The organism is Microbacterium sp. GXF6406, assembly GCF_054798215.1.
Genome location: NZ_JBSJZH010000006.1, coordinates 56830 through 83718, shown reverse-complemented (window position 1 = coordinate 83718; position 26889 = coordinate 56830). Strand labels below are relative to the sequence as shown.

At 69.2% G+C, this 26889-nt stretch carries 23 protein-coding genes; 8 read left to right on the top strand and 15 right to left on the bottom strand.

The window, feature by feature from the left end:
• Positions 1-36: 36 nt before the first annotated feature.
• Genes ACWAUG_RS05470 through ACWAUG_RS05445 form a run of 6 tightly spaced genes read right to left on the bottom strand, consistent with a single transcriptional unit; the run spans position 37 to position 5464 of the window.
• On the bottom strand, positions 37-1182 hold the full coding sequence (locus tag ACWAUG_RS05470) for a mannitol-1-phosphate 5-dehydrogenase (RefSeq protein ID WP_460801760.1): 1146 nt from the start codon (positions 1180-1182) through the stop codon (positions 37-39).
• Positions 1179-1613 (bottom strand): PTS sugar transporter subunit IIA, encoded by a 435-nt coding sequence (locus ACWAUG_RS05465; RefSeq protein ID WP_298037934.1) that lies wholly within the window; start codon positions 1611-1613, stop codon positions 1179-1181. The genes ACWAUG_RS05470 and ACWAUG_RS05465 overlap by 4 nt, the downstream gene beginning before the upstream one ends.
• Positions 1610-3163 carry a PTS mannitol transporter subunit IICB gene (locus ACWAUG_RS05460; protein ID WP_460801759.1) on the bottom strand — a complete coding sequence of 518 codons (1554 nt, stop codon included), beginning with the start codon at positions 3161-3163 and terminating at the stop codon, positions 1610-1612. Before ACWAUG_RS05460 ends, ACWAUG_RS05465 begins: the two co-directional genes overlap by 4 nt.
• Complete coding sequence (gene ptsP / locus ACWAUG_RS05455) at positions 3160-4845, bottom strand: phosphoenolpyruvate--protein phosphotransferase (RefSeq protein ID WP_460801758.1); 1686 nt, start codon at positions 4843-4845, stop codon at positions 3160-3162. The genes ACWAUG_RS05460 and ptsP overlap by 4 nt, the downstream gene beginning before the upstream one ends.
• On the bottom strand, positions 4842-5123 hold the full coding sequence (locus tag ACWAUG_RS05450; protein WP_460801757.1) for an HPr family phosphocarrier protein: 282 nt from the start codon (positions 5121-5123) through the stop codon (positions 4842-4844). Before ACWAUG_RS05450 ends, ptsP begins: the two co-directional genes overlap by 4 nt.
• Entirely contained in the window at positions 5120-5464 is a 345-nt protein-coding gene (locus tag ACWAUG_RS05445) for a PTS sugar transporter subunit IIB (protein ID WP_460801756.1), read from the bottom strand. Before ACWAUG_RS05445 ends, ACWAUG_RS05450 begins: the two co-directional genes overlap by 4 nt.
• Positions 5465-5617: 153 nt before the next feature.
• Here ACWAUG_RS05445 and ACWAUG_RS05440 point away from each other — a divergent pair, with 153 nt between their 5' ends.
• Entirely contained in the window at positions 5618-7540 is a 1923-nt protein-coding gene (locus ACWAUG_RS05440; RefSeq protein WP_460801755.1) for a BglG family transcription antiterminator, read from the top strand.
• Between the two features lie 44 nt (positions 7541-7584).
• On the opposite strand, the gene ACWAUG_RS05435 is transcribed toward ACWAUG_RS05440, so the two are convergent.
• From ACWAUG_RS05435 to ACWAUG_RS05425, 3 genes are read right to left on the bottom strand one after another with little or no spacing between them, the layout of a single operon-like run.
• Positions 7585-7848: an HPr family phosphocarrier protein gene (locus ACWAUG_RS05435; RefSeq protein WP_460801804.1), complete on the bottom strand. Its 264-nt coding sequence runs from the start codon at positions 7846-7848 to the stop codon at positions 7585-7587.
• 13 nt (positions 7849-7861) lie between these two features.
• Entirely contained in the window at positions 7862-9541 is a 1680-nt protein-coding gene (locus ACWAUG_RS05430) for a phospho-sugar mutase (RefSeq protein WP_460801754.1), read from the bottom strand.
• Positions 9538-10371, bottom strand: coding sequence for a purine-nucleoside phosphorylase (locus tag ACWAUG_RS05425; protein WP_298037953.1), 834 nt, complete (start codon positions 10369-10371; stop codon positions 9538-9540). Before ACWAUG_RS05425 ends, ACWAUG_RS05430 begins: the two co-directional genes overlap by 4 nt.
• A gap of 57 nt (positions 10372-10428) precedes the next feature.
• Between ACWAUG_RS05425 and ACWAUG_RS05420 the strand changes: the two genes are divergently transcribed.
• Entirely contained in the window at positions 10429-11868 is a 1440-nt protein-coding gene (locus tag ACWAUG_RS05420) for an NAD(P)H-quinone dehydrogenase (RefSeq protein WP_298037956.1), read from the top strand.
• On the opposite strand, the gene ACWAUG_RS05415 is transcribed toward ACWAUG_RS05420, so the two are convergent.
• From ACWAUG_RS05415 to ACWAUG_RS05405, 3 genes are all read right to left on the bottom strand, one after another.
• A complete protein-coding gene (locus tag ACWAUG_RS05415; RefSeq protein ID WP_460801752.1) occupies positions 11869-13179 on the bottom strand; it encodes a hypothetical protein in 1311 nt (436 codons plus the stop codon).
• 154 nt (positions 13180-13333) lie between these two features.
• A complete protein-coding gene (locus ACWAUG_RS05410; protein ID WP_460801750.1) occupies positions 13334-15097 on the bottom strand; it encodes an acetyl/propionyl/methylcrotonyl-CoA carboxylase subunit alpha in 1764 nt (587 codons plus the stop codon).
• Between the two features lie 78 nt (positions 15098-15175).
• A complete protein-coding gene (locus tag ACWAUG_RS05405; RefSeq protein WP_298037963.1) occupies positions 15176-15820 on the bottom strand; it encodes a Maf family protein in 645 nt (214 codons plus the stop codon).
• A 60-nt stretch (positions 15821-15880) separates the two neighbouring features.
• Here ACWAUG_RS05405 and ACWAUG_RS05400 point away from each other — a divergent pair, with 60 nt between their 5' ends.
• From ACWAUG_RS05400 to ACWAUG_RS05375, 6 genes are all read left to right on the top strand, one after another.
• Positions 15881-17107, top strand: coding sequence for a class I SAM-dependent RNA methyltransferase (locus tag ACWAUG_RS05400; RefSeq protein ID WP_298037966.1), 1227 nt, complete (start codon positions 15881-15883; stop codon positions 17105-17107).
• A 29-nt stretch (positions 17108-17136) separates the two neighbouring features.
• Entirely contained in the window at positions 17137-17799 is a 663-nt protein-coding gene (locus ACWAUG_RS05395) for a response regulator (protein WP_460801748.1), read from the top strand.
• Positions 17789-19021 (top strand): sensor histidine kinase, encoded by a 1233-nt coding sequence (locus tag ACWAUG_RS05390; RefSeq protein ID WP_460801746.1) that lies wholly within the window; start codon positions 17789-17791, stop codon positions 19019-19021. Before ACWAUG_RS05395 ends, ACWAUG_RS05390 begins: the two co-directional genes overlap by 11 nt.
• On the top strand, positions 19018-20019 hold the full coding sequence (locus ACWAUG_RS05385) for a hypothetical protein (protein WP_460801744.1): 1002 nt from the start codon (positions 19018-19020) through the stop codon (positions 20017-20019). The genes ACWAUG_RS05390 and ACWAUG_RS05385 overlap by 4 nt, the downstream gene beginning before the upstream one ends.
• A 237-nt stretch (positions 20020-20256) precedes the next feature.
• Positions 20257-21492 carry an ROK family transcriptional regulator gene (locus tag ACWAUG_RS05380; RefSeq protein ID WP_460801742.1) on the top strand — a complete coding sequence of 412 codons (1236 nt, stop codon included), beginning with the start codon at positions 20257-20259 and terminating at the stop codon, positions 21490-21492.
• An 88-nt stretch (positions 21493-21580) separates the two neighbouring features.
• Positions 21581-24601: an alpha-mannosidase gene (locus tag ACWAUG_RS05375; protein ID WP_460801741.1), complete on the top strand. Its 3021-nt coding sequence runs from the start codon at positions 21581-21583 to the stop codon at positions 24599-24601.
• 21 nt (positions 24602-24622) lie between these two features.
• Here the strand turns inward: ACWAUG_RS05375 and ACWAUG_RS05370 are convergent, their stop codons facing one another.
• The 3 genes from ACWAUG_RS05370 to ACWAUG_RS05360 all read right to left on the bottom strand — a co-directional run bounded on the left by ACWAUG_RS05370 (position 24623) and on the right by ACWAUG_RS05360 (position 26853).
• Complete coding sequence (locus tag ACWAUG_RS05370) at positions 24623-24841, bottom strand: acyl-CoA carboxylase subunit epsilon (protein WP_298037979.1); 219 nt, start codon at positions 24839-24841, stop codon at positions 24623-24625.
• Positions 24838-26433, bottom strand: coding sequence for an acyl-CoA carboxylase subunit beta (locus tag ACWAUG_RS05365; protein ID WP_298037981.1), 1596 nt, complete (start codon positions 26431-26433; stop codon positions 24838-24840). Before ACWAUG_RS05365 ends, ACWAUG_RS05370 begins: the two co-directional genes overlap by 4 nt.
• A gap of 117 nt (positions 26434-26550) precedes the next feature.
• Positions 26551-26853 (bottom strand): hypothetical protein, encoded by a 303-nt coding sequence (locus tag ACWAUG_RS05360; protein ID WP_460801739.1) that lies wholly within the window; start codon positions 26851-26853, stop codon positions 26551-26553.
• Positions 26854-26889: the final 36 nt, after the last annotated feature.

Sequence of the window (26889 nt, the reverse complement as noted above, 5' to 3'; positions counted from 1 at the left end):
ATTCGATCGTACCGGCACCGCCGTGCGGCGACGTCATCAGCGCTGTGCCATCTCCTGCTGACGCGCGGAGAAGGCGACCTCGACGACCCGGAAGAGCGGATGATCGGGCTCCAGCCCGGTCACGGAAGCAGTGAGCTGCTGCGCACCCTCCGCGCGCAATCGGCGCTGCAACTCGACGGACTGCTCATCTCCCGGATCGTCGAAGCGGAGTGCGGCCGCCACAGCGGCGACGAGCGCCGCCGTGGGCAGTCCGCGTTCCGCGGCCATGGCGGCCGGTCCGATGAAGCGCTCGTGGCGGGAGAGCTTGCGCAGCGGCTGGCGGCCGACGCGCTGCACGGTGTCGACGAGCGCGGGGTTGCGGAAGCGCTCGAGGATCTTGGCCCGGTAGTCGGCCAGGTCCGCGGGGTCGAGGCCGTGCACCGCGGTGAGCACCGCCGAGGTCTCCGTCAGCGCTGTGGCGACCCGTGCGGCGATGGCGGGGTCGGCGAGCGCATCCGAGATGCGCTCGATGCCGGCCTCCGCCCCGAGATACGCCGTCGCGGCGTGCCCGGTGTTCACGGTGAAGAGCTTGCGCTCGATGTAGGGGGCGAGGTCATCGACGAAGTGCGCCCCCGGGATGCTCGGCAGGGACTCCGCGAGGGGGAGCCGCTCGATCGTCCACTCGAAGTACGGTTCCACGGTGACATCGATACCGCCGTCCGCAGGCTGCGCGGGCACGATGCGGTCGACGGCGGTGTTCGCGTACGCGGCACGCGCCGCCGCGTCGGCATCCAGGCTCTCGATCTCCGCCCGCAGGGTGTCGGTCGCGCCGATCGCGTTCTCGCACGCCATGACGATCAGCGGCGAGGCATCCAGATCCCGGCGCCGCAAGCCCGCGACGATCGCCGGGGCGATGAAGCGCAGCACGGTCGGACCGACCGCGCAGGTGACGACATCGGCCGAGGCGACCTCATCGGCCACGGCATCCGGATCCTCCGCACTGTTCACCGCTCGGAATCCGGTCACGACATGGTCGGTGCCGCCCGGGCCGGCCTCATGAACCGTGTAGGAATCGGCGGCGTTGATGGCGTCCACCAGGGCGCCGGAGACATCTGAGAACACCAGGTCGTAGCCGCCCTGGTGCAGCAGCAGACCCACGAAGCCGCGCCCGATGTTGCCGGCGCCGAAGTGGACGGCCTTCATCCTTCGTTCACCGTCGACAGCAGCTCGTACAGCTCATCCGGGGTGGTGGCGGCGTGGAGCCGGGCCACATCGTCCTCATCCGAGAACAGGATGGCGATCTGCGAAAGGATCTCGAGGTGCTCGTCACCGCGGCCGGCGATCCCGATGACGAAGGTGGCCTGCTCACCGGCCCAATCGACGCCGCCGTCGTAGCGGACGACCGACAGACCGGAGTCGAGGATCGCGTCCTTCGTCTCATTCGTTCCGTGCGGGATCGCGAGCCCGTTTCCCATGAACGTGGAGACGGTCTCCTCGCGCAGCTTCATCGCGTCGACGTAGGCCGGGGTGACGGCACCGGCGGCGACGAGGATATCGGTCGCCTCCTGCAGCGCCTCGTCCTGGGTGACGGATCCGGGATGGATGCGGACCTGGCCGCGGTTCAGGACACTCATGATTCTTCCTCTCGCTGGGACTGGACCATCTCGACGACCTCTTCGTATTGCGGTGCATTCATGAAGTTGTCGACCGAGACGTGGATGGAATTCGGCGAGGTGCCCTTGGCGCGATCGGTCAGCTGCTGCTGGGTGATCACGAGGTCTGCCGTGCCGTCGAGATTCGCGATGGCCTGGTTGGTGACGGTGACATCCGTGATGCCGGCCTTCTTCAGCTTGTTGCGCAGCACGCTCGCGCCCATGGCGGAGGAGCCCATGCCGGCGTCGCAGGCGAAGACGACGTTGCGGATCGGGGCCGTGACGGTTGCCGTCGTTCCTGCTGCGGCCGACGCTGCGAGACCGGACAGCGTGCTCGACGCCTTGCCCTTGTTCGCCTCGGTCTGCGCGATGGCAGCGGCGAGCGGGTCGCCGCCGGCGGCTTCCGCGGCGATGTCGCGCTTGCGGCTGGCCCGGAGGATGACACCGCAGACGAGGAACGATACGGCGGCCGAGAAGAGCACGGAGCAGATGACGCCGAGGTGGCTGCCGGGCGCGGTCTGGATGAGCACCGCGAAGATCGATCCGGGGGCTGCCGGAGCCACGAGACCCGACTGGAACACCATGTTCGTCGCAACGCCCGTTGCACCACCGGCGATCAGACCGATCACGAGAGCGGGCTTGGCGAGGACGTAAGGGAAGTACACCTCGTGGATGCCGCCGAGGAACTGGATGATCAGCGCACCCGGTGCGGTCGCCCGGGCGACGCCGACGCCGAAGACCATCAACGCGAGCAGCATTCCGGCGCCGGGGCCGGGGTTGGCCTCGATGAGGAACAGCAGGCTGCGTCCGGTCTCCTGCACCTGCTCGGTGCCGAGCGGGGTGAAGACGCCGTGGTTGATGGCGTTGTTCAGGAACAGCACCTTCGCCGGCTCCACGATGATGCTCGCCAGCGGAAGCAGGCCCGTCTCGACGAGCCAGCCGACCGCGTTGCCGAGGATCTCGGTGATCCACTTCATGACCGGAGCGAGCCAGAAGAACGACGCCAGCGCCATGAAGAAGGCGACGAATCCGGCGGAGAAGTTGTCGATCAGCATTTCGAAGCCGGGCTTGACCTTGCCCTCCCAGGGCTTCTCGACCCACTTGAGGACGAGGGCGGTGAGCGGGCCGACGATCATGGCGCCGAGGAACATGACGGTGCCGGATGCTCCGATGATGACGCCCATCGCGGCGACCGCGCCGACGACCCCGCCGCGGTGCCCGTGCACGACGCGTCCACCGGTGAATGCGATGAGAAGCGGAAGCAGGTAGTTGATCATCGGGCCGACGAGGCCCGGATACTCGACGCCCCCGACCTCACCTCCGCCGAGGATCGCGGAGTCCGCCCACTGCCACGATTCGACGGGGCTGTTGCTGCCCAGCCAGCCGTCGGGGATGAACAGCGCCGTGATGAAGCCCCATGCGATGAACGCCGAGATATTGGGCATGACCATGCCGGAGAGGAACGTGCCGAACTTCTGCACGCCGACCCGGAGTCCGCCGGTCTTTGCGGGGGACGGTGACGTCGTCGTCATGATGTCGTCTCTTTCTGATGTGAGGGGAGGGATGCCGCGGCCTCGGCCACGGCGCTGCGCGCACCGGCGGCGTCATCGGCTGCGAGTGCGATCTCGGCGAGGCGACGCGCCTCGTCGAGGGTGCGCTCGGTGAGCGCGAGTCGGACGTCGGCGAGTGCCGCGGGTGCCATCGACAGGCTCGTCGCGCCCAGACCCACGAGGACGACGGCGAGCAGGGGATCGGCGGCGGCCTCGCCGCAGATGCCCACGGGCTTTTCGGCGCGTGCGCCGGCGGTGCCGACCTCGCCGACGAGGCGCAGCACGGCGGGATGCCACGGGTCCTGGAAGCCGGCGACGGAGCCGAGCAGACGGTCGGCGGCCATCGTGTACTGGGTCAGATCGTTCGTTCCGATCGAGGCGAAGTCGGCGTGCGCGAGTACGCGGTCGGCGAGCAGGGCGCTCGCCGGCACCTCGACCATGACCCCCGCCGTCTTCAGCCCGTACTCGCGGGCGAGACCGGTGAAGTAGGCGGTCTCCTCGACCGTGGTCACCATCGGCGCCATGACCCACAGATCCGCGGCGGTCGCGGCATCCGCCTCGGCGAGCGCCGTGAGCTGCTCGCGCAGGATGTCCTCGCTCGCGCGCAGGGAGCGGAGTCCCCGCAGACCCAGCGCAGGGTTCTCCTCGTGGGCGTCGTTGAGGAAGGCGAGCGGCTTGTCGGCTCCGGCATCCAGCATCCGCACCACGACCTTCTGAGCGGGGAAGGCCGTCAACAACTCCGTGTACGCGGTGCGCTGCTCGGCGATCGTGGGTGCCTGCGCGGAGGAGAGGAACAGGAACTCGGTGCGGAACAGGCCGACGCCCTCCGCTCCTTCGGCCACCGCATCAGCGGCATCGGAGGGCTTCCCGAGGTTCGCGAGCAGAGCGATCGGTGTTCCATCCGCGAGCGCTCCCGCGGTCGGCGGCGCGCTGCGGGCCGCGTCGCGGTCGGCGGCGCGCTGGCGCGCGCGCTCGATCTGCTCGGCGCTCGGATCCGTCGTCACGGTTCCGGCCGCGGCATCCACGATCACCACCTGCCCGGTGCTCAGTTCACCCGCCGAAGCGGCGCCGACAAGTGCGACGATGCCCTTCTCCCGCGCAAGGATCGCGGTGTGCGAGGTCGGGCCGCCGTCCGTCGTGATGAGCGCGAGAACCTGCTCCAGATCCAGGAGCGCGGTATCGGCCGGGGCGAGGTCGCGCGCGACGAGGACGAAGGGATGCCCCGGGTCGGGGATGCCGGGAGCATCCACTCCCCGCAGATGCGCGAGCACGCGCTGGGCGATGTCATCGAGGTCGGCGGCGCGCTCGCCGAGGTATCCGCCGACGGCCTCGAGCGTGGCACGGAAACCGGCGAAGGCATCGTGCACGGCCCACTCCGCACCGGCGCCCTGGTCGATGCGCGCATCGACCTCCTCCTGCAGGCTGGGGTCCTCGGCGATCATGGCCTGCGCCTCGAGCACCTCTTGGGCGGATCCTCCCGCGGCAACCGCCCGCTGCTGGAGCTCCGCCGCGACGGTCGACACCGCCTCCCGCACCCGGGCGCGCTCTGCCTCGGGGTCGAGATCGCTCGGAGAGTTCTCCGGGGCCGGCAACGGCTCGGCCATCCGCACGACCGGACCGTGCGCGACTCCGCGTCCGACGCCGACTCCGCGCAGCTCGGTCATGCCTGCTCCTGGTCGTGATCCGTCGTCAGCAGCTCGGTGAGCGCGTCGAGCGCACCCTCGGCGCCGGCACCCTCCGCGGTGAGCGTCACGTAGTCGCCATGCACGACGGCGAGGGCGATCACCGCGAGGATGCTCGCGGCGTTGACAGGCTTGCCGGAGTCCTTCGCGATCGTCACCGGGATGCCGGACTCCTTCGCCGCCTGGGCGAAGAGCTTCGCGGGACGGGCGTGCAGCCCGTGGGATGAGCCGATGCGCACGGTGCGGCTGAGAGCGGTCATGATGTTCCTTTCGCAGAGGACGAGGAGCGGGTCGAAGAGGGAAGACCGGGGGAGTGCTCGAGCTCCGCCAGCACCAGGGCGAGCGTCAGGGCGCCGTTCCGATCGGCCAGGACGTCGGCCGGGAGAACCGCGACGGGAATCGGGAGCCGCGCGCGAATCGGCTCAAGACGATCGGCGATGTGCGGGCCGAGGAGCACGAGATCGGCGAAGGCCTGATCGATCGTGAGCTCCGTGCCGGGGTATGCATCGAGATCGAGGCCGGCGCTCTCGGCCGCGCGCCGCAGACGCTGGGCGATAAAGGTGCTGGACGCACCCGCGCCGCACACCACCAGGATCCTCATCGATGCCACCTCGTTCCGCTGTCCAGTCTGGGAAGACGCTGAACGATCCGCCACCACATTCCCTTCCGCCCCTGCGGAATCTTCCACAGTGTCCCGCACCGGGCCGAGGGCTGGCATCATGGGGCAGTACCGGCACCGGATGGGGAGGAGCGCATGTCGCGTCAGCGTCAGGACCAGCTCCTGCAGGCGCTGCTGCGCCATGACGACTGGGTGACCGCTGCCGAGCTCGCCGATTCCCTCGGAGTGACCCCGCGCAGCATCCGCTCCTATGTCGCATCCCTCAACGCCCGCGGCAGCTCCGGCGACGCCGTCGAGTCCGGGCCCGCCGGCTACCGGGCGGGACCGGGCGCGCACACAGCGCTGCGTTCGCGCGCCACCGGAGACATCACACCGCGAGATCGCCTGCACGCCCTCGTCCGCCTGCTGCTGGACGCCGATGACGGCATCGACGTCTACGACACCGCCGAGCGGCTGCACATCAGCGACGCGACCATCGAAGCCGACCTCGCCCGGGTGCGCGGGCTCCTCGACGGTGCGGATCTGCGCTTGGAGCGAGACCGTGAGACCGTGCGCCTGCAGGGGACGGAGATCGCTCAGCGGCGGCTGCTCAGCCGCCTCGCCCACGACGAGATGGATGCCGGATCCTTCCACCCGGAGAGCATCCGCCGTGCCCTGACCGGGAGCGCGGTCGCCGCCCACGCCGTGGCGCCCTTCAAAGCGGCGCTGGTGGGAGAGCTCGGAGAACTCGGATACTTCGTCAACGAGCTCGCGATCTCCGACGTTCTGCTGCACATCGCGATCGCCGCCGACCGCGTCGCGGCGGGGCGCCCTCTCGACGCCTCGGCGGTCGACGCTGGCGACGAGGCCCCGAAACTCGCCTCGGTGATCAGTCGCCTCGCCGCCGAGCACTTCGGCGTCTCGCTCGGCAACGGCGACAGCGCGCACCTCGCGACCCTCGTGCTCACCCGTGCCATCGCCCCCGGCGAGGAGACCACCGCGGAGGCGGCGCGACGTGCCGTTGACGCCACGATCGAAGCCGCCGTGCGAGCCGAGATCATCCAGGCCGCCGTCGACTACCAGGTCGACCTCCTCGATGAGCGCTTCATCCTGCGACTGGCCCTGCACGTGCAGAACCTGCTGCGCCGCGCCCAGGAACATGCCTGGACCCGTAACCCGCTCACCCGTTCGCTCAAGTCCTCATACCCGATGATCTTCGAGGTCGCCGTCTCGATCGCCAGCGGACTGCACGACCGGCTCGGCGCGCCGATCCGCGACGACGAGATCGCCTACATCGCCATGCACATCGGCGGCCGTCTCGAACGCAGTCGCAAGGCCGAGAGCATCCTCAGCGCCGTGATCGTCTGCCCCGGCTATTACGAGCTGCACGAACTGCTGCGCTCGAGCATCGATCGCTCGCTCGGCACCGCTGTCGAGGTCACCGGTGTCCTCACGAGCGTCGACCCCGATTGGGACGGCATCGACGCCGACCTCGTGCTGACGACGATCGAACCCGGCGCCGGGGGCGAGCGCTACGTGCGCATCCAGCCGTTCCTCACCGACGCCGACATCGAACGCGTCACCCAGGCGGCCTCCCGGATGCGGCGGGCGAGGCGACTCGCACGATTGCGCGAGGAACTCTCCCGATACTTCCACGCCGACGCCTTCATGCACCCGCTCGCGGACTCCGGCGACGAGACGATCATCCGTCGACTCGGCGGGCTGCTCGTCGAACGCGGGCTGATCGGCGAGGACTACATCGAGAACACCATTGCGCGCGAGCGCATGTCCTCCACCGCCTTCACCGACGCGCTCGCCGTGCCCCACGCCCTCCAGATGACCGCCGAGCGGACCGCCATCGCGATCGGAGTCGCCGAGGGCTCCGTCGCCTGGGGCGAAGGGCGCGTGCAGGTCGTCGCGCTCGCCGCATTCAGCGAGAACGACCGGGCGGCCTTCCAGACCGTCTTCGAGCAGCTCGTCGAGGTGTTCAGCGAGCGCGAGAGCGTTCAGCGCATCGTGCGCCGCGGGACGAGCTTCGAGGCCTTCCTCGACGAGCTCGTCGCCGTCATCGACGGCTGAGGCCCCTCCGGGATCGAAGGGGCCTCAGGCGTTCCGAGGGAACGTCAGGAGACCGGATCGAGCGCCTGCGCCAGGGCGGCCAGCACAGCATCCGCCTCCGGTGACGGAGCCGTCTCGAGGGACACCTCGTCTCCGATCTCCAAGGCGAGGTCCATGACGGCCAGCACACTCGACAGATCCACGACCGTGCCATCGTGCGTGCGCAGGGTCACCGGATCCGAGTGCTCGGCGGCGAGACGGACGAGCTCGGCCACCGGGCGCGCATGCGCGCCGCCCGGGACCGTGATCCTCACCTGACGGACGGGCATCATCCGCCGGCGCTCAGGAGCGCTCCTCCAGCAGAGCCCGCGCACCGGCCTCGAGCGCGGAGACGATCGTCTGCGCCTCCTCGGGAGTATCGGCCTGCGCATCCAGATAGATCTTCAGCTTCGGCTCGGTGCCGCTCGGGCGCACGATGACGCGCGATCCGCCCGCGAGGCGGTAGCGCAGCACATCGCCGGACGGTTCGCCCGGTGCGGCCTGGAGCAGATCATCGGCCTCGGTGATCGCAAGGCCGCCGAACTCCGCCGGCGCAGTCGTGCGCAACGACAGCATGATCTTCGCGATCACCGCGATGTCATCGACGCGCACCGATACCTGCCCGCTGGCGACGTGCCCGTACGCGTCTCCGAGCTCGGAGATGAGCGTCGCGAGCGTCTCACCGCGTTCGCGTGCCTCGGCGGCGAGACCGAGCACGGCGATCGCCGCGGAGATGCCGTCCTTGTCACGCACCGTCTCGGGGTTCACAAGGTAGCCCAGGGCCTCCTCGAAGCCGAAGACCATGCCGGGAGCACGCGAGATCCATTTGAAACCGGTCAGGGTCTCGTGGAAGTCCAGCCCGTGGCGGGCCGCGATCGTGCCGAGGCCGGGGGAGGAGACCAGCGAGCATGCCAGCGAAGCGCCCGGCGTGCCCTCCGCCGCGCGGGCCGCGCGGGCACCCAGCAGCAGGCCGATCTCGTTGCCGCTCAGACGGCGCCAGCCGCCCGCAGCGGTCGTATCCGGGATCGCGACCGCGAGACGGTCGGCATCGGGGTCGTTCGCGAGGATGAAGTCCGCGCGGGTGCGTCGGCCCGCGGCGAACGCGAGATCCATCGCGCCCGGCTCCTCCGGGTTGGGGAAGGCGACCGTGCGGAAGGTGGGGTCCGGCTCGAGCTGGTCGAACACGGCCTTCGGCCGGGGGTAGCCCGCGGCATCCAGGATGCGCGCGAACGTCTCCCAGCCGACGCCGTGCATGGCCGTGTAGACCCAGGTGAGCTTGCGGGCGGATGCCGGCGCCGGGGCGACGGCGGCCGTCGCCGCGACGTACGCCTCGACGACCCTCTCCCCGGCGACCTCGTAATCCTGCGAACGGGCGAGAGCGCCGATGTCGCCCGCGTCGGCGATGCGCTGGATGTGGGCGGCGATCTCCGCATCCGCGGGTGCCACGATCTGGGAGCCGCCATCGGCGCCGCCCAGGTACACCTTGTAGCCGTTGTCGTTGGGCGGGTTGTGGCTGGCGGTGACCATGACGCCCGCGTCCGCGCCGAAGTAGCGCACGGCGAAGGCGAGCACGGGCGTCGGCAGCAGGCGCGGCAGCAGGATTGTCCGCAGCCCCGCACCGGCGAAGACCTCCGCCGAGTCGAGCGCGAAGCGGCGCGAGTTGCGGCGGCCGTCGTAACCGATCACGACGGTCGGTGCGGGGCCCGCCGCGTGCTCGATGAGATATCCGGCGAATCCGGCCGCGGCCTGGGCGACGAGCACCCGGTTCATGCGGTTGCTGCCCGCACCCAGCTCGCCGCGGAGCCCGGCGGTGCCGAAGGCGAGGCGCGTGGCGAAACGATCGTCGAGATCGGCGAGGGCTGCGGCCTCGCCGGCACCGGCCCGGGTGATGATCGCGGCCAGCTCGTCGCGGGTCTCGGCATCCGGGTCCTGGCGTAACCAGGCGCGCGCCTGGGAGAGGCGGATCTGGGTCTGCTCGCTCACAGGGCCTCCACGACACGGGCCAGCAGTGCGGAGATCACCGGTTCGGCGGCCTGACCGGCCTCGATCACCTCGGTGTGGCTGAGCGGGGTCTTCTGGATGCCGGCGGCGAGGTTCGTGATCAGCGAGAAGCCGAGGATCTCCATGCCGGCCTCACGGGCGGCGATCGCCTCCAGGGCCGTCGACATGCCGACGATGTCACCGCCCATCTTCTTGGCCATCTGCACCTCGGCCGGGGTCTCGTAGTGCGGTCCGCGGAACTGCGTGTAGACGCCCTCGTCGAGCGAGGGATCGATCGTGCGGGCGACATCGCGCAGGCGGGTCGAGTACAGATCCGTCAGGTCGATGAACGTCGCGCCCTCGAGCGGCGAGTCGGCCGTGAGGTTGATGTGGTCGCTGATGAGCACCGGCTGGCCGGGCTTCCAGCTCTCGCGGGCGCCCCCGGCGCCGTTGGTGAGCACCATGATCTTCGCCCCGGTCGCGGCGGCGGTGCGCACGCTGTGCACGACGCGGCGGACGCCGTGGTTCTCGTAGTAGTGCGTGCGTGCGCCGATCACGAGGACGTTCTTGCCCCCGGGGGTGCGGATGCTGCGGAGGGTTCCGACGTGGCCGGCCAGCGCGGGCTTCGAGAAGCCGGTGACCTCGGTGGCCGGGATCGTCGCGATCGTCTCGCCGATGAGCTCGGCGGCCTTGCCCCAGCCGCTGCCGAGCGTGAGGGCGATGTCGTGGTTCTCGACGCCGGTGAGCCGCGCGATGTCTGCGGCGGCGCGAGCTGCGATCTCGAACGGGTCCGCGTTCGGCGCATCGAGAGGGTTGTCATGAATGTCGGTCATGGTTCCACTCTAAGGAAGATGGCGGGTTCTCAGCGAGGATTGCGGGAGAATGGGGATATGGCTTCCACTCCTTTCGAGCGCACTCAGCGCGTCGCCGTCCTCGGCGGCGGTCCCGGCGGTTATGAAGCGGCGCTCGCCGCGGCTCAGCTCGGTGCGGAGGTGACCCTGGTAGAGCGCGTCGGCGTCGGCGGCTCTGCCGTCCTCACCGACGTCGTGCCCTCGAAGAGCCTCATCGCGACGGCCGATGCCGCTGTCGCCATCGCGGAGGCGAGCGATCTGGGCGTCCAGTTCTACGCGAAGGGCGACAAGGGCAAGCCGCTCAAGCCGGAGATCGCGATCAACCTCGCCGCGGTCAACAAGCGGCTCATCGCGCTGGCCGGTCAGCAGTCCGAGGACATGCGCACGACGCTCATCGAGTCGGGCGTGCGCATCATCTCCGGTCATGGGCGCCTCGAGGGCACGAACGCCATTATCGTCGCCACCGGCCCCGGCGGCACCGACTTCGACCGCGTCGAGGCCGACACCATCGTCGTCTCGGTGGGTGCATCGCCGCGCGAGCTCGATTCCGCGAAGCCCGATGGGGAGCGCATCCTCACCTGGACGCAGCTGTACGACATGAAGGCTCTTCCCGAGCATCTGATCGTCGTGGGCTCCGGAGTGACGGGTGCGGAGTTCGCCTCGGCCTACATGAACCTCGGCGCCAAGGTGACGCTCGTCTCCAGCCGCGACCAGGTGCTGCCCGGTTCCGACCAGGACGCGGCCCGCGTGCTCGAGAAGGTCTTCAAGCGCGGCGGCATGACCGTGCTGTCGAAGTCGCGCGCGGACCTCGTCGAGCGCACCGAGACGGGGGTGAAGGTCTCCCTCGCGGATGGTCGGGTCGTCGAGGGCAGCCACTGCCTCATGGCTGTCGGATCGATCCCGAACACGGCCGAGATCGGCCTGGAGGACGCCGGCGTCGAGCTGACCGAGTCCGGTCACGTGCGCGTGAACAAGGTCGCGCGCACCTCCGTGCCGAACATCTACGCGGTCGGCGACTGCACGAACTTCTTCCCCCTGGCATCCGTCGCCTCCATGCAGGGCCGCACGGCCGTCTTCCACGCCCTGGGCGACATCGTGATCCCGCTGGAGAAGATCAAGATCACCTCGAACATCTTCACGGCGCCCGAGATCGCCACGGTCGGTCACGGCGAGCAGGACGTCGAGGACGGCGTCGTCGACGGGCTCGTCTACAAGCTGCCGCTCGCGGCCAACCCCCGCGCGAAGATGATGGGCATCAAGGACGGGTTCGTCAAGCTGATCGCCCGAAAGGGGTCGGGCACGGTGATCGGCGGTGTGATCGTCGCGCCGAAGGCGTCGGAGCTGATCTACCCGATCGCGGTCGCCGTCGAGCGTCGTTTGACGGTCGACCAGGTCTCGCGCGTGTTCGCGGCGTACCCGTCGCTGTCCTCGAGTATCACGGATGCCTCGCGCGCGATGCACCTCGTCAACATGAGCTGATCAGCGATCGGCCGATTCCGGGGTCGGATCCGCGGGTCGGCGCACGAGTTCCACGAACAGGAAGGCGACAGACGCACCGATCACGATGCCGATGACCGATCCCACCGTGGTCGGGGCCGAGAAGATCAGGACCACGGTGAGGGCGAGGATCATGACGATGATCGCCGCGCGCCAGCGTTCGACGAAGCGGCCGACGCGTCCGGTCGTGATGCCGTGGCGTTCGCCGGCGTCCCGCAGGGCCGCGCTGCCGTGAGCCGCCGCGCGACGGAGCCTGCGGGCGGCGACGGTGGATCCGGCGAACCAGGCGCCGAGAGCGATGAATGCGGCGAGCACGGCGAGAGCGACCGCGGTCGACCTCAGCAGCAGCGTCACCTGTGAGAAGAGCGCGGTGGCAGCGGACTCCGGCATGATGGCGGGGCTCATCGTCTGGATGAAGAACAGCCGTCCGACCCCGAGCGCGGCGGCGAACAGCGCGAATGTCGCGGCGAGGAGCCCCGCGGTCCAGGCCAGGGCGTGCACCGGGCGTCGTGCGATCGCCACTCCGGCGATGAGCAGCGCGAGAACGACCCACGGCATCCAATAACCCGCTGTGACGGCGACGGTGTACACGGTGCGCGCGAGGATCAGGGCATCCGCCTGAAGAATCGGGATCTCCCGGTCGATCCGCGGGATCAAGTCCGCGAAGCCGACGCCACGGTCCATCAGCTGCGCCTTCACCGTCGAGACGATCACGTCGAGTTGCAGCGATAGGGTGCCGTCCTCGGCGAGCTGCACGGCGGCCGCGGGATCGCCCTGGATGAGCGCGACGGCATTCGCGTGGGTGATGCGCAGCGAGCCCGCCCATACCTCGGCGAACGCGGGGGAGGCGACGACCTGCACGACGACGTCGCCGATCAGCGTCTGCACGCCCTGAGCCGCGGGCCCCTCCAACAGGCTCAGCGCCGCGGATGCCTTCGGCGGCATGCCGAGCTCTCGTACGCCGTCGAAGACTTCGCCGACGAGGGCATCGACGTCGATCTGCTCGATGATCGCCGCGGTCACCTCATCGGCGACGAAGGCCTGCACCGAGGCATCCTCGGCCAACGGCGCGAACGTCGCGACGAACCGGTCCGTGTCGACCAGCTGCATTCGCGCCCAGCTGCCCAGCGCCGCGACCGGTGCCAGAACCAGCGCGATGGCGATCAGGATGAACGAGAGGGCGGCGCGGCCGCGGCCGGCGCGCGCACCCCCGCCCTTCGCCGCGGAGCGCAACAGCTCGTTCTCCTGCTCGAGCACGGCCAATCTGCGTCGCAGCTCGTCTACCTCGGTCACGGTGCCCCCTCTGCCCGAAATCCGGTGTCAGAGCCCACAGTAGAGGGTGCCGGCGTCGAGCCCCCGTCACAACGACGAGACCCCGTCCTACCAGCGAGGGCAAGACGGGGTCTCGTCGGTAAAGCGGGGTCTCGGCGTTTGGCTGGCCGGCGGATCAGCTGATGGTGAGCAGTTGGTGTCCGGCGGCGATGGTCGCGCCGGGTTCGGCGTTGATGTTGCCGATCACGCCGTCCTTGTGCGCCTGGAGGGGCTGCTCCATCTTCATCGCCTCGAGGACGACGACGAGGTCGCCCTTGACGACCTCCTGGCCCTCCTCGACGGCGAGCTTGACGATCGTGGCCTGCATGGGGGACTTGACCGCGTCGCCGGAAGCGCTGGAGGACACCTGCATGGTGTGATTGCGGCGCGACGGCGGGACGGCCGCGGGACGTCCGACGGCGCCGGCGGCGACCGTCACACGGTCGGGCAGGCTCACCTCGAGTCGCTTTCCGGCGACCTCGACGACGACCGTGTGACGGCTCTCGGCCTCGGCCGGCGCCTCGAGCTCGCCGTCCCAGGCGGGGATGTCGTTGTCGAACTCGGTCTCGATCCAGCGGGTGAAGACGCCGAACTCGCCGTTCTCGGCGGTGAAGGCGGGGTCGCTGACGACCTTGCGGTGGAAGGGCAGCACGGTCGGCAGCCCCGCGACCTCGAATTCCTCAAGGGCCCGACGCGAGCGCTCGAGGGCCTCGGCGCGGGTGCGGCCAGTGACGATGATCTTGGCCAGCAGCGAGTCGAAGGCGCCCGAGACGGCGTCGCCGGCGGTGACGCCGGAGTCGAGGCGGATGCCGGGGCCTCCGAACGTCTTGAAGACGTGGATGGGGCCGGGCTGGGGGAGGAATCCGCGGCCCGGGTCCTCGCCGTTGATGCGGAACTCGAAGGAGTGGCCCTGCGGCGTCGGGTCGTCGTAATCGATGGTGCCGCCGGCGGCGATGCGGAACTGCTCGCGCACCAGGTCGATACCGGTGATCTCCTCGGAGACGGGGTGTTCGACCTGGAGGCGGGTGTTCACCTCGAGGAACGACACGGTGCCGTCCGCGCCGATGAGGAACTCGCATGTTCCGGCTCCCACGTAGCCGACCTCCTGGAGGATGGCCTTGGACGCCGCGTACAGCTGGGCGTTCTGGTCATCCGTGAGGAACGGCGCGGGGGCCTCCTCGACGAGCTTCTGGTGGCGGCGCTGCAGCGAGCAGTCGCGGGTGGAGATGACGACGACGTTGCCCGCGGCATCCGCCAGGCACTGGGTCTCGACGTGACGCGGCTTGTCGAGGTACTTCTCGACGAAGCACTCGCCGCGTCCGAAGGCGGCGACGGCCTCGCGGGTGGCCGATTCGAAGAGCTCGGCGACCTCGTCGAGCTCGCGGGCGACCTTGAGGCCGCGTCCGCCGCCGCCGTAGGCGGCCTTGATGGCGATGGGGAGGCCGACTTCCTCCGCGAAGGCGATGACCTCGTCGGCGCTCTCGACGGGGCCGGGCGTGCCGGGGGCGAGCGGTGCGCCGACCTTCTCGGCGACCTGACGCGCCGTGACCTTGTCGCCGAGCGATTCGATGGCTTCGGGCGAGGGGCCGATCCAGATCAAGCCGGCGCCGATGACGGCGCGGGCGAAGTCTGCGTTCTCGGCGAGGAATCCGTAACCGGGGTGAATGGCATCGGCTCCGGCGCGGCGGGCCACGGAGAGGATCTTGTCGATCTGCAGGTAGGTCGCAGCGCTCGTCTCGCCGTCGAGCGAGTAGGCCTCATCGGCCAGGCGCGTGTGCAGGGCGTCACGATCCTGATCGGCGTATACGGCGACCGAGGAGATCCCCGAATCACGAGCGGCGCGGATGATGCGTACGGCGATCTCTCCGCGGTTGGCGATGAGCACCTTCTCGATTGGCATGAGTGTCAGCCTATCGAGATCAGGGCTGATCCCTTTGAGTACTCTCGACAAGAAAGACGCAAAAACGTAGAGGGATGTCTACGACCACAGATCGGTCCAGGCGACGCCGAGCTCGCGGGTCAAGGAACGCAGCGTCGAGACCGACATGCCCACGACGGTCGAGGGATCGCCCTCGACGCGCGTGATGAACGCGCCGCCCAGGCTATCGACGGTGAATGCTCCGGCGACGTGCAACGGTTCGCCCGAGGCCACGTAGGCATCGATCTCGGCGTCGGTGACGTCAGCGGCGAAGGTGACGGATGCCTCGGCCACGGCGGTCGCCTCGACCGGCGCCGAGCCCGGGGTCAGACGGAAGACGGAGTGGCCGGAGTGGAGGATGCCGGTCGCTCCGCGCATCTCGTCGCGCCAGCGGCGGGTCGCCTCCTCCGCGGTGTACGGCTTGCCGTAGACGCGGCCATCGAGGGCGAACATCGAATCGCCGCCGATCACGATGCCGTCGAAATCAGGGTGCTGCGTCACGAGGCGCTCCGCGACATCAGCCGCTTTCGCGCGGGCGAGGAGGAGGACCATGTCGGCCGGGGGGAGGCGGCCGCCGCGTTCGGCCGCCGCTGCGGCGGCCACGGCATCCTCATCCGTCTCGGGGGCTCGCGTGATCGGTTCGATCCCGACCTGGCGCAGCAGCATGAGACGGGCGGGGGAGGTGGAAGCGAGGCAGACCTGCATTCCTCCAGCGTAGAGCGCCGCATGCAGGCAATGTCCGAACAGACGTGGGATCCTGGAGGGATGACTTCCTCTTCGGGCCAGCTGCTCGACCTCGACATCACCGGTATCGCCCATGGCGGCACGTTCATCGCTCGTCACGAGGGGCGCGTGGTGTTCGTCTCCGACGCGATCCCCGGTGAGCGCGTGCGCGTGCGCATCACGGATCCCGCGCCCGGCTCGAGCGCCGAGGCCGCGGCCAAGAAGAAGTTCTGGCGCGGCGAGACGGTCGAGGTGCTCGAGCCCTCTCCGCACCGACGAGCACACGTGTGGCCCGAGGCCGACGTCTCGCGCGCGCCCGAGGATCGTGCCGGTGGAGCCGACCTCGGACACATCGAGCTGTCGCATCAGCGCACGCTCAAGCGGCAAGTGCTGCAGGAGGCCCTCGACAAGTTCGCCGGTGCGGGGCTGACGGCGCCCGAGGTTCAGGCCGTCGACGAGGGCGACGGCACGGGATGGCGAACGCGCGTCTCCCTGCACGTCGACGACGACGGCATCGTCGGGCCCTTCGCAGCCCGCAGCCACCGTGTGATCCCGGTGAGCTCGCACCCGCTGGCCCGCCGCCGTGTGGCCGCCGAAGCGCTGTCGCAGAAGAACGCCAAGCCCGGCCGCATCGACCTCGTGCAGTCCGCGGACCAGCAGGTCCACGTCATCCGCCGCCCGGAGAAGGGCAAGCGCCAGCCTGCCGACGTCATCATCGAACGTGTGGGCGAGCGCGCCTTCCGCGTGGATGCGGACGGCTTCTGGCAGGTGCACCCGCGCGCGGCGGAGACGCTCGATGCCGCGGTGCGCCGCACGCTCGCCGACCGCGTCGACCCGGAGCTCACCCACCTGGACCTCTATGGCGGGGTCGGCCTGTTCGCCGCCACTCTCGCGGATCTCGGTGCGCGCCAGATCGTCACGGTCGAGTCGAGTCGACGTGCGACCGAGCACGCCAAGCACAATCTCGAAGACGTCGACGTCGCCGCGGTCACGGCGCGGGTCGACCGGTACCTCGACGGGTTCTCGGGGGACACGAAGGTCGGCGCGGTGGTCCTCGATCCGCCCCGCGCGGGCGCCGGTCGCGCCGTGGTCGACGGCATCCATGCTCTGAAGCCGCAGGCGATCACCTATGTGGCCTGCGACCCGGTGGCGCTGGCGCGCGACCTCGGCACCTTCCGCGAGCTCGGATGGAACGTCGCCTCGCTCGAGGCCTTCGACCTGTTCCCGCACTCCCATCACTTCGAGGTCGTCGCCCTGCTGACGGCATGAGTTCACAGGGAATCGATAGACTGGGGGCTATGAGCAGGATCGCCCTCATCGATGACCACGAGTCCGTCCGCCTCGGGCTCGAGCTGGCCTGTGAGCGCGACGGCTCTCAAGAGGTTGTTTTCTCCGGAAGCACCGTCAACTCCTACCTGGCGTGGCGGCGCGAGGCGGGGGTGCAGCCGGCTGATGTGATCGTGCTCGATCTGACGCTCGGCGACGGCACGACCGTGACCGAGAACGTCGGCCGACTCGTCGCCGACGGCGCCGCCGTCGTCATCCACAGCGTCGCCGACCGGCCGGCTGCGGTCCGCGAGGCGCTCGCGGCGGGAGCCGCGGGAGTGGTCAGCAAATCCTCCTCCCTCGACGATGTGCTCGGAGCCATCCGCACGGTCGCCGGGGGCGAGGCGCTCAACAACGTCGAATGGGCCAGTGCCGTCGACGGCGACCGGGCGTTCGCGGACGCGCAGCTCTCCGTGCGCGAGCGGGAGGTCCTGCGGCTGTATGCGGCGGGGCTGCCGCTGAAGGTCGTCGCCGAGCGACTGGGCGTGGCCTATTCCACGGCGAAGGAGAACATCACGCGTGTTCGGGTGAAGTACGTCGAGGTCGGGCGTCCCGCGCGCACGAAGATCGAACTGCTGCGCCGGGCGGTGGAAGACGGCATCATGCTCGTCGATGGATCATCGAGTGGCGACTGAGGCGACGCTCGAGCAGGCCTGGAGCCAGATCCCGTCACCGGGAACGGCGGAGACGGCCTTCGAGCGGTTCACGGCCAAGCGCATGGAGCGCATCCTCGCCACGGTCGTAGCGATCGGATCGACGCTGCTGGGAGCGCAGGGGCTGGTGGCGGCGATCGCCGGCAGCTCACAAGGCGTGGATCTCGGATACATCGTGCTGCTCGTGGCCGTCTATGCGCCGCTGATCGGCATGCTCGCCGCCTGCGTGCTGGGGCGGTTCGTGGGCATGGCCGCCGGAATCTTCGCGGTGGTCTACGTCGTGGCGCTCTCCTGCTGGCCGTTCGTCGTGGGCACGAGCGGCAGGGAGGGCGGTCAACCATGGATCTTCTTCCTCGTCAACGTCGGCGTCGTGGCGGCGGTTCTCGCCTTCCGGCTCTGGGGGCAGCTCATCTGGGCGATCGCCGTGCCGCTCATCTATGGCGCAGTCCGGCTGGCCGAGGGGGACTTCTCCACCCGGTGCTGGACGATGAACGCCTTCGACGTCACCTTCACCCTCATCCTCGGCATCGTGCTGCTCGCCCTCGGGTGGATGTTCCGCTCGGTCGCCGCGGGCGTTGACGAGGTGCGCGGCCAGGCGGTCGCCTCCTATGCGGCGGCTGCGGCGGCTGCTGCGGCCGAGGAGGAGCGCGTCGAGCTGGCCGCACTCATGCATGACAGCGTGCTCGCCGCGCTGATCGCCGTGGAGCGCGCCGACACGGATCGCGCGCGCGAACTGTCGGTGGCGATGGCTCGGGAAGCGCTGACCCGGCTCGCGAACGCCGAGGCGCTCTCTGCCGAGGAGGGCAGCGACGAGCCGGTCTCGACCGTGCAGATGATCGCCGAGCTGCGGCGGACGCTGTCCGAGCTCGGAGCGGATGCGAGCGTGGAGGCGTGCGGTGATCCCGTGACGGTTCCGGGCCGCGCCGCACGCGCCATCGTGCTCGCCGCGCGGCAGGCGATCGGAAATGCGCTCACGCACGCGCAGGGGCGCGGGCTCCACGTCTCCGTGTCTTCGGGCGAGACCTCGGGTGTGACGGTCGCCGTCTCCGATACGGGCACGGGGTTCGACCTCGCCCGGATCCGTGAGGATCGACTCGGCATCCGTGCGTCGATCATCGCCCGCATGGCGGGCGTCGCGGGCACGGCCCGCATCGATTCGGATGCCACGGGTACGACGGTCTGGCTGAAATGGGAGCGCGCATGAACCTCTCCGTGCGCACGGTCGCCACGGCTCTGGCCGTCGGCTTCTCCGTCTACTTCGCCGCACGCGCCGTGTGGTGGACGGTTCAGCCGACGGCGCCGCTGCTGATGATCGCCGCAATCCTCCTCTATCTCGTCGTGATCCTGGCGGTGACGCTCGTCGACGCCTCCGACGGCGCACGGATGCCGCTGTTCTGGGGCATCGTCGCGGTCATCGCGGGGACGGCGATTCCGACGATGGTCAGCGCTTCGCTGGCGCCCGAGTCCCTCACCGCGCCGTTCGCGACGTGGTACATCGGGGCGCTCGGCGTCCTCGCCGTCGTGTGCATCGTCCGGCGCCGGAGCATCGAGGGGTGGTTGGTGCTCGTCGCCCTCGTCATCGGATCCTCGGTGCATCTGGGGGTCACGGTGGCGCTGGAGTTCGGTCTCGTCGGCTCGATCATGTGGACGCTCGTCGCGCACCTGCTCGTGCTGTTCTGGGATCGCGCGGTGCGCGACACCGAGCATCTCGCCGACATCCAGCGCGCCGTGTCCTCCTGGCATGCGACGCAGCTCGTGCGGCAGCGGGAGCGTCGCCTGCGCGTGCAATACGCGCTCGACGTCGCCGGACCGGTCCTTGCCCGCACGGTCGCTGCTCGCGGGCATCTCGATGACGCGGAGCGCGAGGCCGCTCGGATGGCCGAGGGGCGTCTGCGCGACGAACTGCGCGGGGCGAGCCTGCTCAACGAAGCGGTGCGCGAGTCGATCAATGCCGCGCGCATGCGGGGGGCCGTGGTGACGGTGTTCGATGAGGGAGGCCTCGACGGCCTCGACGAGCAGCGGCGCTCGGAGATCCGCGACGAGCTCGCCGGCGTGCTGGGCGAGGCATCCAGCGCGCGGATCATCATCCGTGCGGCCCGCGATGAGCGCATGGCCGTAACGGTCGTCGGGCGGTCCGGTGTGCTGGAGTCCGCCGATGAGGATTCGGTCGACCTGTGGCACGAGATCACGCGCATGCGCTGAATCACGAAGGAGATGGGCGAGGGGCGGCGTAGTCGCCTGCCCCTCGCCAGGTGCGATCAGTTACCCGAAAACTGACCGCTTTGGTCGATCTTCGTCTGCCTACCCTGGGGCAGAGAGACCGAACGAACGCGAGGCGTTGACGCCAGTCTGCACGAGCGCAAGAGCAATGTCTGTAGGTATTTTGGGGGACAAAATTTCTTTTCCGCGCATCCGCTCCCGCTGGGGCATGATGGGGGCGTGACTTTGCGCCGACGCGGAACGAACCTGCCGAAGATGGGCGACTTCAATCAGTCCGTGATCCTCGAGGCGATCCGTCGTTCGGGTGAGGGGCTCAGCCGCACCGAACTCGTGGAGACGACCGGGCTCTCGGCCCAGACGGTGACGAACATCACCCGTCGTCTCATTGCCGATGGTCTGATCGATGAGGCGGGCCGCACGATCAGCGGCCCCGGGAAGCCGCGCACGACGCTGCGGTTGAACGCCGGGAGCCGGTTGTCGATCGGGGTTCATCTGGATCCGACGACGATGACCTTCGTGCTCCTGGACCTCGCAGGGTCCGTGATCGCCGATGATGCGCGCAGGACGCCTCCGGGCACTGCCGATCAGCTGATCACTGCCATGGCCGATGGTGTCGCCGATCTGATCAGGGGGGCGGGCATCACGACTGATGGCGTCGCCGGGATCGGCGTCGCGGCGCCGGGGCCCCTGGACGCCGAACGGGGCACGGTGATCGACCCGCCCAAACTCCACTCCTGGCATCGCGTGCCGTTGCGGGACGCTCTGGCCGCGGCCACCGGGATCGATGTCACGCTCGAAAAGGACACGACGGCGGCGGCGGTGGCCGAGCTGTGGAGGGGCGATGATCCCTCGAGCGGATCGTTCCTCTTCGTCTATCTCGGCAGCGGTATCGGCACCGCGCTCGTGATCGACGGCGATGTGGTGCGGGGGGCTTCGCGGAATGTCGGCGAGGTCGGGCACATCATCGTCGATCCGGATGGTCCGGCATGCGCCTGCGGCCGCCGCGGATGCGTCGATGTCGTCTGCACACCCGCGGCGATCGTGCAGCGTGCCGAGCACGCCGGGCTCTTCGGCGCAACCCCCGAGGCGGATGCGCCCGCGGTCGTCGATGCGCGCTTCACCCAGCTGTGCGCGCAGGCCGACGCGGGGGAGCAACCCGCGCTGCGGATCCTCGAGGAGGCCATCGGGCATTTTTCGGTGCTGGTCTCGTCCCTGACGAACATGCTGGATGTCGACCGGGTCGTGCTGGGCGGACCGTTCTGGAGCCGGGCGGAGCGCACGGCGCTCCGGGTGCTGCCGGTGCTTCTGGAGGCGCAGAGCGCGACGCGGGCGGTTCGTGGTCTCCCGGTGTCGGGAACAGTTGTCGGCGAGGAGGTCGGGGCGATCGGGGCCGGGTGCCTGGTGCTCGACGAGATCCTCACGCCCCGAGCATCCGCACTGCTCCTTGATTCTTGAACCCCGTCCATCCAAAAGATGGTCTTGACAGGGGTAAATCCAATCGATTGACTATCTGTCATCACCTCGCATTGGAGTTCGTTGCCGAATGCATGACATGTTCGCCCTCGGGGAAGCTCGCGTCCGACGCTTCATATCCGAGCGATTGCGCCCGAACATGCACATGGATCTCGCGCCGCTGACTCTCGCGAGTTGGGAGGTGCCGGGGGAACCGGTACCGTTCTCTGAAGCGGTGCAGAAGGTCTACGAACCTTTCGTCGTCGGGACGAGCTGGGGACGGCCGTGGGGTACGACGTGGATACGGCTTCGGGGAACGGTACCGGCAGCATCACCCGCCGAGCTCCTCATAGACCTCGGGTTCACTCCGGCCGAGCCCGGCTTCCAGGCCGAGGGCACCGTGTACCGCCCCGATGGGGCGATCGTGAAGGCCATCGAGCCGCGCAATGCCCACGTGCCGCTGGACGGCGTGCCGGGCAGCGACTTCGAGTTCTATCTCGAGGCGGCGGCGAATCCCGACCTGGCAGAGGGCTTCCGAGAATTCCGTCCGACCGCACTGGGAGACCCGGCGACGGCGGGAACGGACCCGCTGTATGTTTTCCGCCGGGCCGATGTCGCCATCCGCGACACCGCGGTGTGGGAGCTGTTTCAGGACGCCACGGTCCTCCTCGGAGTGGTGGACGAGCTGCCGGCCGAATCGACCCGGCGCGCGGAGATCCTCCGCGCGCTGGAGCGCATGGTCGACGCCGCCAACCCGGACGACATCTCCGGCAGCGCATCGGACGCGCGGGCGGCGCTCGCGCGAGTGCTCGCCTCCGAGGCATCCGGCTCCGCCCATCGGGTTCATGCCATCGGTCATGCGCACATCGATTCGGCCTGGTTGTGGCCGGTGCGCGAGACGCAGCGCAAGATCGCGCGCACCTTCTCCAACGTGCTGTCGCTGCAGCAGGAGCATGATTTCGTCTTCGCTGCATCCTCCGCTCAGCAGTACGCCTGGCTGAAGCAGGCCCAGCCCGAACTGTTCGAACGGGTGAGCGGGGCCGTGGCCGCCGGGCGCTTCGTCCCCGTCGGAGGCATGTGGGTCGAGTGCGACACGAACCTTCCCGGCGGGGAGTCGCTCGTACGCCAGTTCCTGCACGGGTCGCGCTTCTTCGATGAGGAGTTCGGCGTGTCGACGCAGGAAGTCTGGCTGCCGGATTCATTCGGCTATTCCGCGGCGCTCCCGCAGATCGCGCGCTCGGCCGGGGCACGCTGGATGCTGACGCAGAAGATGTCGTGGAATGAGACGAATCGGATGCCGCACCACACGTTCTGGTGGGAAGGCCTGGACGGGTCGCGCATCTTCACGCATTTCCCTCCGGTCGATACGTACTCGTCGGATCTCTCCTCGGCGGATCTGGCTCGCGCCGAGCGGCAGTATGCGGAGAAGGGGGAGGCGAACACCTCGCTCGTGCCCTTCGGGTACGGCGATGGCGGTGGCGGGCCGAACCGCGAGATGCTGGCGGCGGCCGCGCGGCTGCGCTCGCTGGAGGGGTCGCCGCAGGTCGAGTTGTCGAGCCCGGAGCGGTTCTTCACGGCGGCGGAGGCGGAGTATCCGAATCCGCCCGTGTGGTCGGGCGAGATGTATCTCGAGTTCCATCGCGGCACGTACACGTCGCAGGCGCGCATGAAGCGCGGTAATCGGCGCAGCGAGCATGAGCTGCGCACGGCGGAGCTGTGGGCGACGATGGCGGCGCTGCGCGGCGCGCCGTACCCCTATGACGATTTCCGGTGCCTGTGGGAGAGCGTGCTGCTGTACCAGTTCCATGACATCCTGCCCGGCACGTCGATCGGTTGGGTGCACCGTGAGGCCGAGCAGCGTTATGCGGAGGTTCTCGAGCAGACGGAGGCGCTCAGCAAGGAAGCGCTGAGCGAGCTCGTGGGCGAGGGCGAGGTCGAGCTCGTCGCGAATGCCGGGCCGCTGGCGCGGGGAGGAGCCGCGGGGATGTCGGTCTCCCGTCGGTCGCCGGATGCCGTTTCCCCTGCTCGTGCGGTGCGCACGGCCGATGGGATCGTGCTGATGAATGAGCACCTGGAGGTCAGGATCGATGACGCGGGTCTCGTGACCGCGCTCATCGGCCGACCGAGCGGACGCAATGCGATCGCGCCGGGAGAGAAGGGGAATCTGCTTCAGCTGCACCGCGATACGCCTGCGCAGTGGGACGCCTGGGACATCGACGAGAACTACCGCCGCCATGTCATCGACCTGGTCGAGGCGGAGTCCGTCGCGATCGTCTCGCATCCCACCGCGGCTATCGTCTGCGTGATCCGCGGCCGGGGGGCCACGCGGATCACGCAGACCCTCACCCTCGAGGCGGGCGCGCAGGCTCTGGACATCGAGACGACGGTCGACTGGCATGAGCGGCAGAAGCTGCTGAAGCTGGCCTTCCCCCTGGATGTGCATGCGGAGCGGGCGGCGTCGGAGATCCAGTTCGGTCATGTGCACCGGCCGACGCACGCCAATACCTCGTGGGACATGGCGCGTTTCGAGACCGTGGCGCACCGCTGGGTGCATGTGGGGGAGAGCGGCTTCGGAGTCGCGGTGGCGAACGATGCCACCTATGGCCATGACATCGCCCGGGCACCGCGCTCAGGCGGGGGGAGCATGACGGTGGTGCGGCTGTCGTTGCTGCGTGCGCCGCTGTATCCCGATCCGGAGGCGGACCAGGGCGAGCACACGTTCCGTGTCAGTGTTCGGCCGGATGCCGGCATCGCGGATGCTGTCGAGGAGGGGTACCGGTTGAATCTTCCTCCGCGCGCCGTGCGCGGGGCCCGCCCGGTGGAGCCTCTCGTCACGCTGTCGACGGACGCCGTGATCGTCGAGGCGGTGAAGCTGGCCGAGGATCGAAGCGGGGACCTGATCGTGCGGCTCTACGAGGTGCACGGCGGCCGGGCGGTGGTGAGCTTGTCCACCGGATTCGCGTTCGACGAGGTCATCGAGAGCGATGTGCTCGAAAGGAGCGCCGACGACGGCACGATCGTGTCGGCGACGGCGCGCGACGTCTCGCTGTCCCTGCGCCCGTTCCAGATCATGACGCTCCGCTTCACGAACCCGCGCCTCGCGGATCGTTGAGCGCCTGCTGAGAGCATCCGCTCAGCCGGAGAAGCGTCCCCAGGGGATGTCCCGGCGAACCGGCGTGCGCAGGGGCCTGCGGGTGCGATCCCATGCGGAGACGACCGGCTCGTCGATGACGGCGGCTGCCGCCTCTCGCTCATAAGCGTCGGTGACGACGGCGATGAGCGCGGCGATCTCCTCCTCATTCGCGTTTCCGCGGATGAGACGAACGTCGGGGGTCTTGTCGGGCTCGGTCACAGCGGGATGTTCCCGTGCTTCTTCGGCGGCAGCTCCTGGCGCTTGCCGCGGAGGGACCGCAGAGCCTTCGCGATGGCGACGCGGGTGTTGGCGGGTTCGATGATGCCGTCGATCTCGCCGCGTTCGGCGGCGAGGAAGGGCGAGGTGACGCCGTACGTGTATTCGGCGGCGAGCTTGCTGCGCACAGCGGCGACGTCTTCGCCGTTCTCCTCGGCCTTGCGGATCTCGCCGCGGTAGAGGATGTTGACCGCTCCCTGGCCGCCCATGACCGCGATCTCGGCGGTGGGCCAGGCGAGGTTGACGTCGGCGCCGAGCTGCTTGGAGCCCATGACGATGTATGCGCCGCCGTACGCCTTGCGCAGGATCACCGTGACCATGGGCACGGTGGCCTCGGCGTAGGCGTAGATGAGCTTCGCGCCGCGGCGGATGACGCCGGTCCACTCCTGGTCGGTGCCGGGCAGGTAGCCGGGCACGTCGACGAGGGTGACGATCGGGATGGAGAACGCGTCGCAGAAGCGCACGAAGCGGCTGGCCTTCTCGCCGGCCTCGATGTTGAGCGTTCCGGCCATCTGCGAGGGCTGGTTGGCGATGATGCCGACCGAGCGTCCTTCGATGCGGCCGAAGCCGATGACGATGTTCGGGGCGAACAGCGGCTGCACCTCGAGGAAGTCGTCGTCGATCACGTGGTCGATGACGGTGTGGATGTCGTAGGGCTGGTTCGCCGAGTCGGGGATGATCGTGTTCATGACACGGTCGGAGTCGGTCGTCTCCCACTCGAAGGCGCTCGTGTAGTCGGGAGCATCCGAGAGGTTGTTGTCGGGGAGGTGCCCGAGCAGGGTGCGCGCGTAGTCGATCGCATCGTCCTCGTCATCGGCGAGGTAGTGCGCGACGCCCGAGCGGGTGTTGTGGGTGAGGGCTCCGCCGAGCTCCTCCATGCCGACGTCCTCGCCGGTGACGGTCTTGATGACGTCGGGGCCGGTGACGAACATCTGGCTGGTCTTGTCGACCATGATGACGAAGTCGGTAAGGGCGGGACCGTAGACGGCGCCGCCGGCGGCCGGGCCCATGATGATGGAGATCTGCGGGATGACGCCCGAGGAGCGCGTGTTGAGGCGGAAGATCTCGCCGTACTTGCTGAGGGCCAGCACGCCCTCCTGGATGCGGGCTCCACCCGAGTCGAGGATGCCGATGATCGGCATGCCGCCCTGGAGCGCGAACTCCATGATCTTGATGATCTTGTCGCCGGAGACCTCGCCGAGCGAGCCGCCGAAGGTGGTGAAGTCCTGCGAGTAGACGGCGACGGTGCGGCCGTGGATCGTGCCGGTTCCGGTGACGACGGAGTCGCCGTACGGCCGGTTGCGGTCCATGCCGAAGGCGGTGGTGCGGTGGCGCACGTATTCGTCGAACTCGACGAAGCTGCCCGGGTCGACGAGGAGTTCGATGCGCTCGCGGGCGGTCATCTTGCCCTTGGCGTGCTGCTTCTCCTTCGCCTTCGTCTCGGCGCCGACCACCGCTTCGCTGTAGCGCGCGCGGAGGTCGGCGATCTTGCCGGCGGTCGTGGAGAGGTCAGGGGTGTCCGTCACGGATTCCACACTAGCGGCGCGAATGATTCCTGCGTTGGATGCCTCGCACAACGGGTCGTCCGATCCTTTGGCGGGAGCGTCACTCTTCCGTCGCGAACTGCGCCGACGAGAAGTCGGCTGGCCTCGTCATCCGACGAACTTCCACACGTATTCCTGGCCGTCGCTCGGGCGGAACCAGGCGATCGTGACCACCACCTGATCGAGGTCGGCGGTGCACAGGCACAGCTCCATGTTCTCGGTCGGCAGCATCTGCCCCCACCACTGCGTCGAACACTCTCCCGGATCGCTGCGGAACACCCGCACGAAGTCCGCGCTCTCAGCCGAGTCGTTGCTCACGACGGGGTGGGCAGGGTCCGTGCGCACGATGCGCCACGGCACCCGGTAGGCGGGCGGAGGAGGGATATCGGTCGGGTCGATCGGTCGAAGCATGCGGCCACGCTAGGAGCGATCTCCGACGTCACGGCG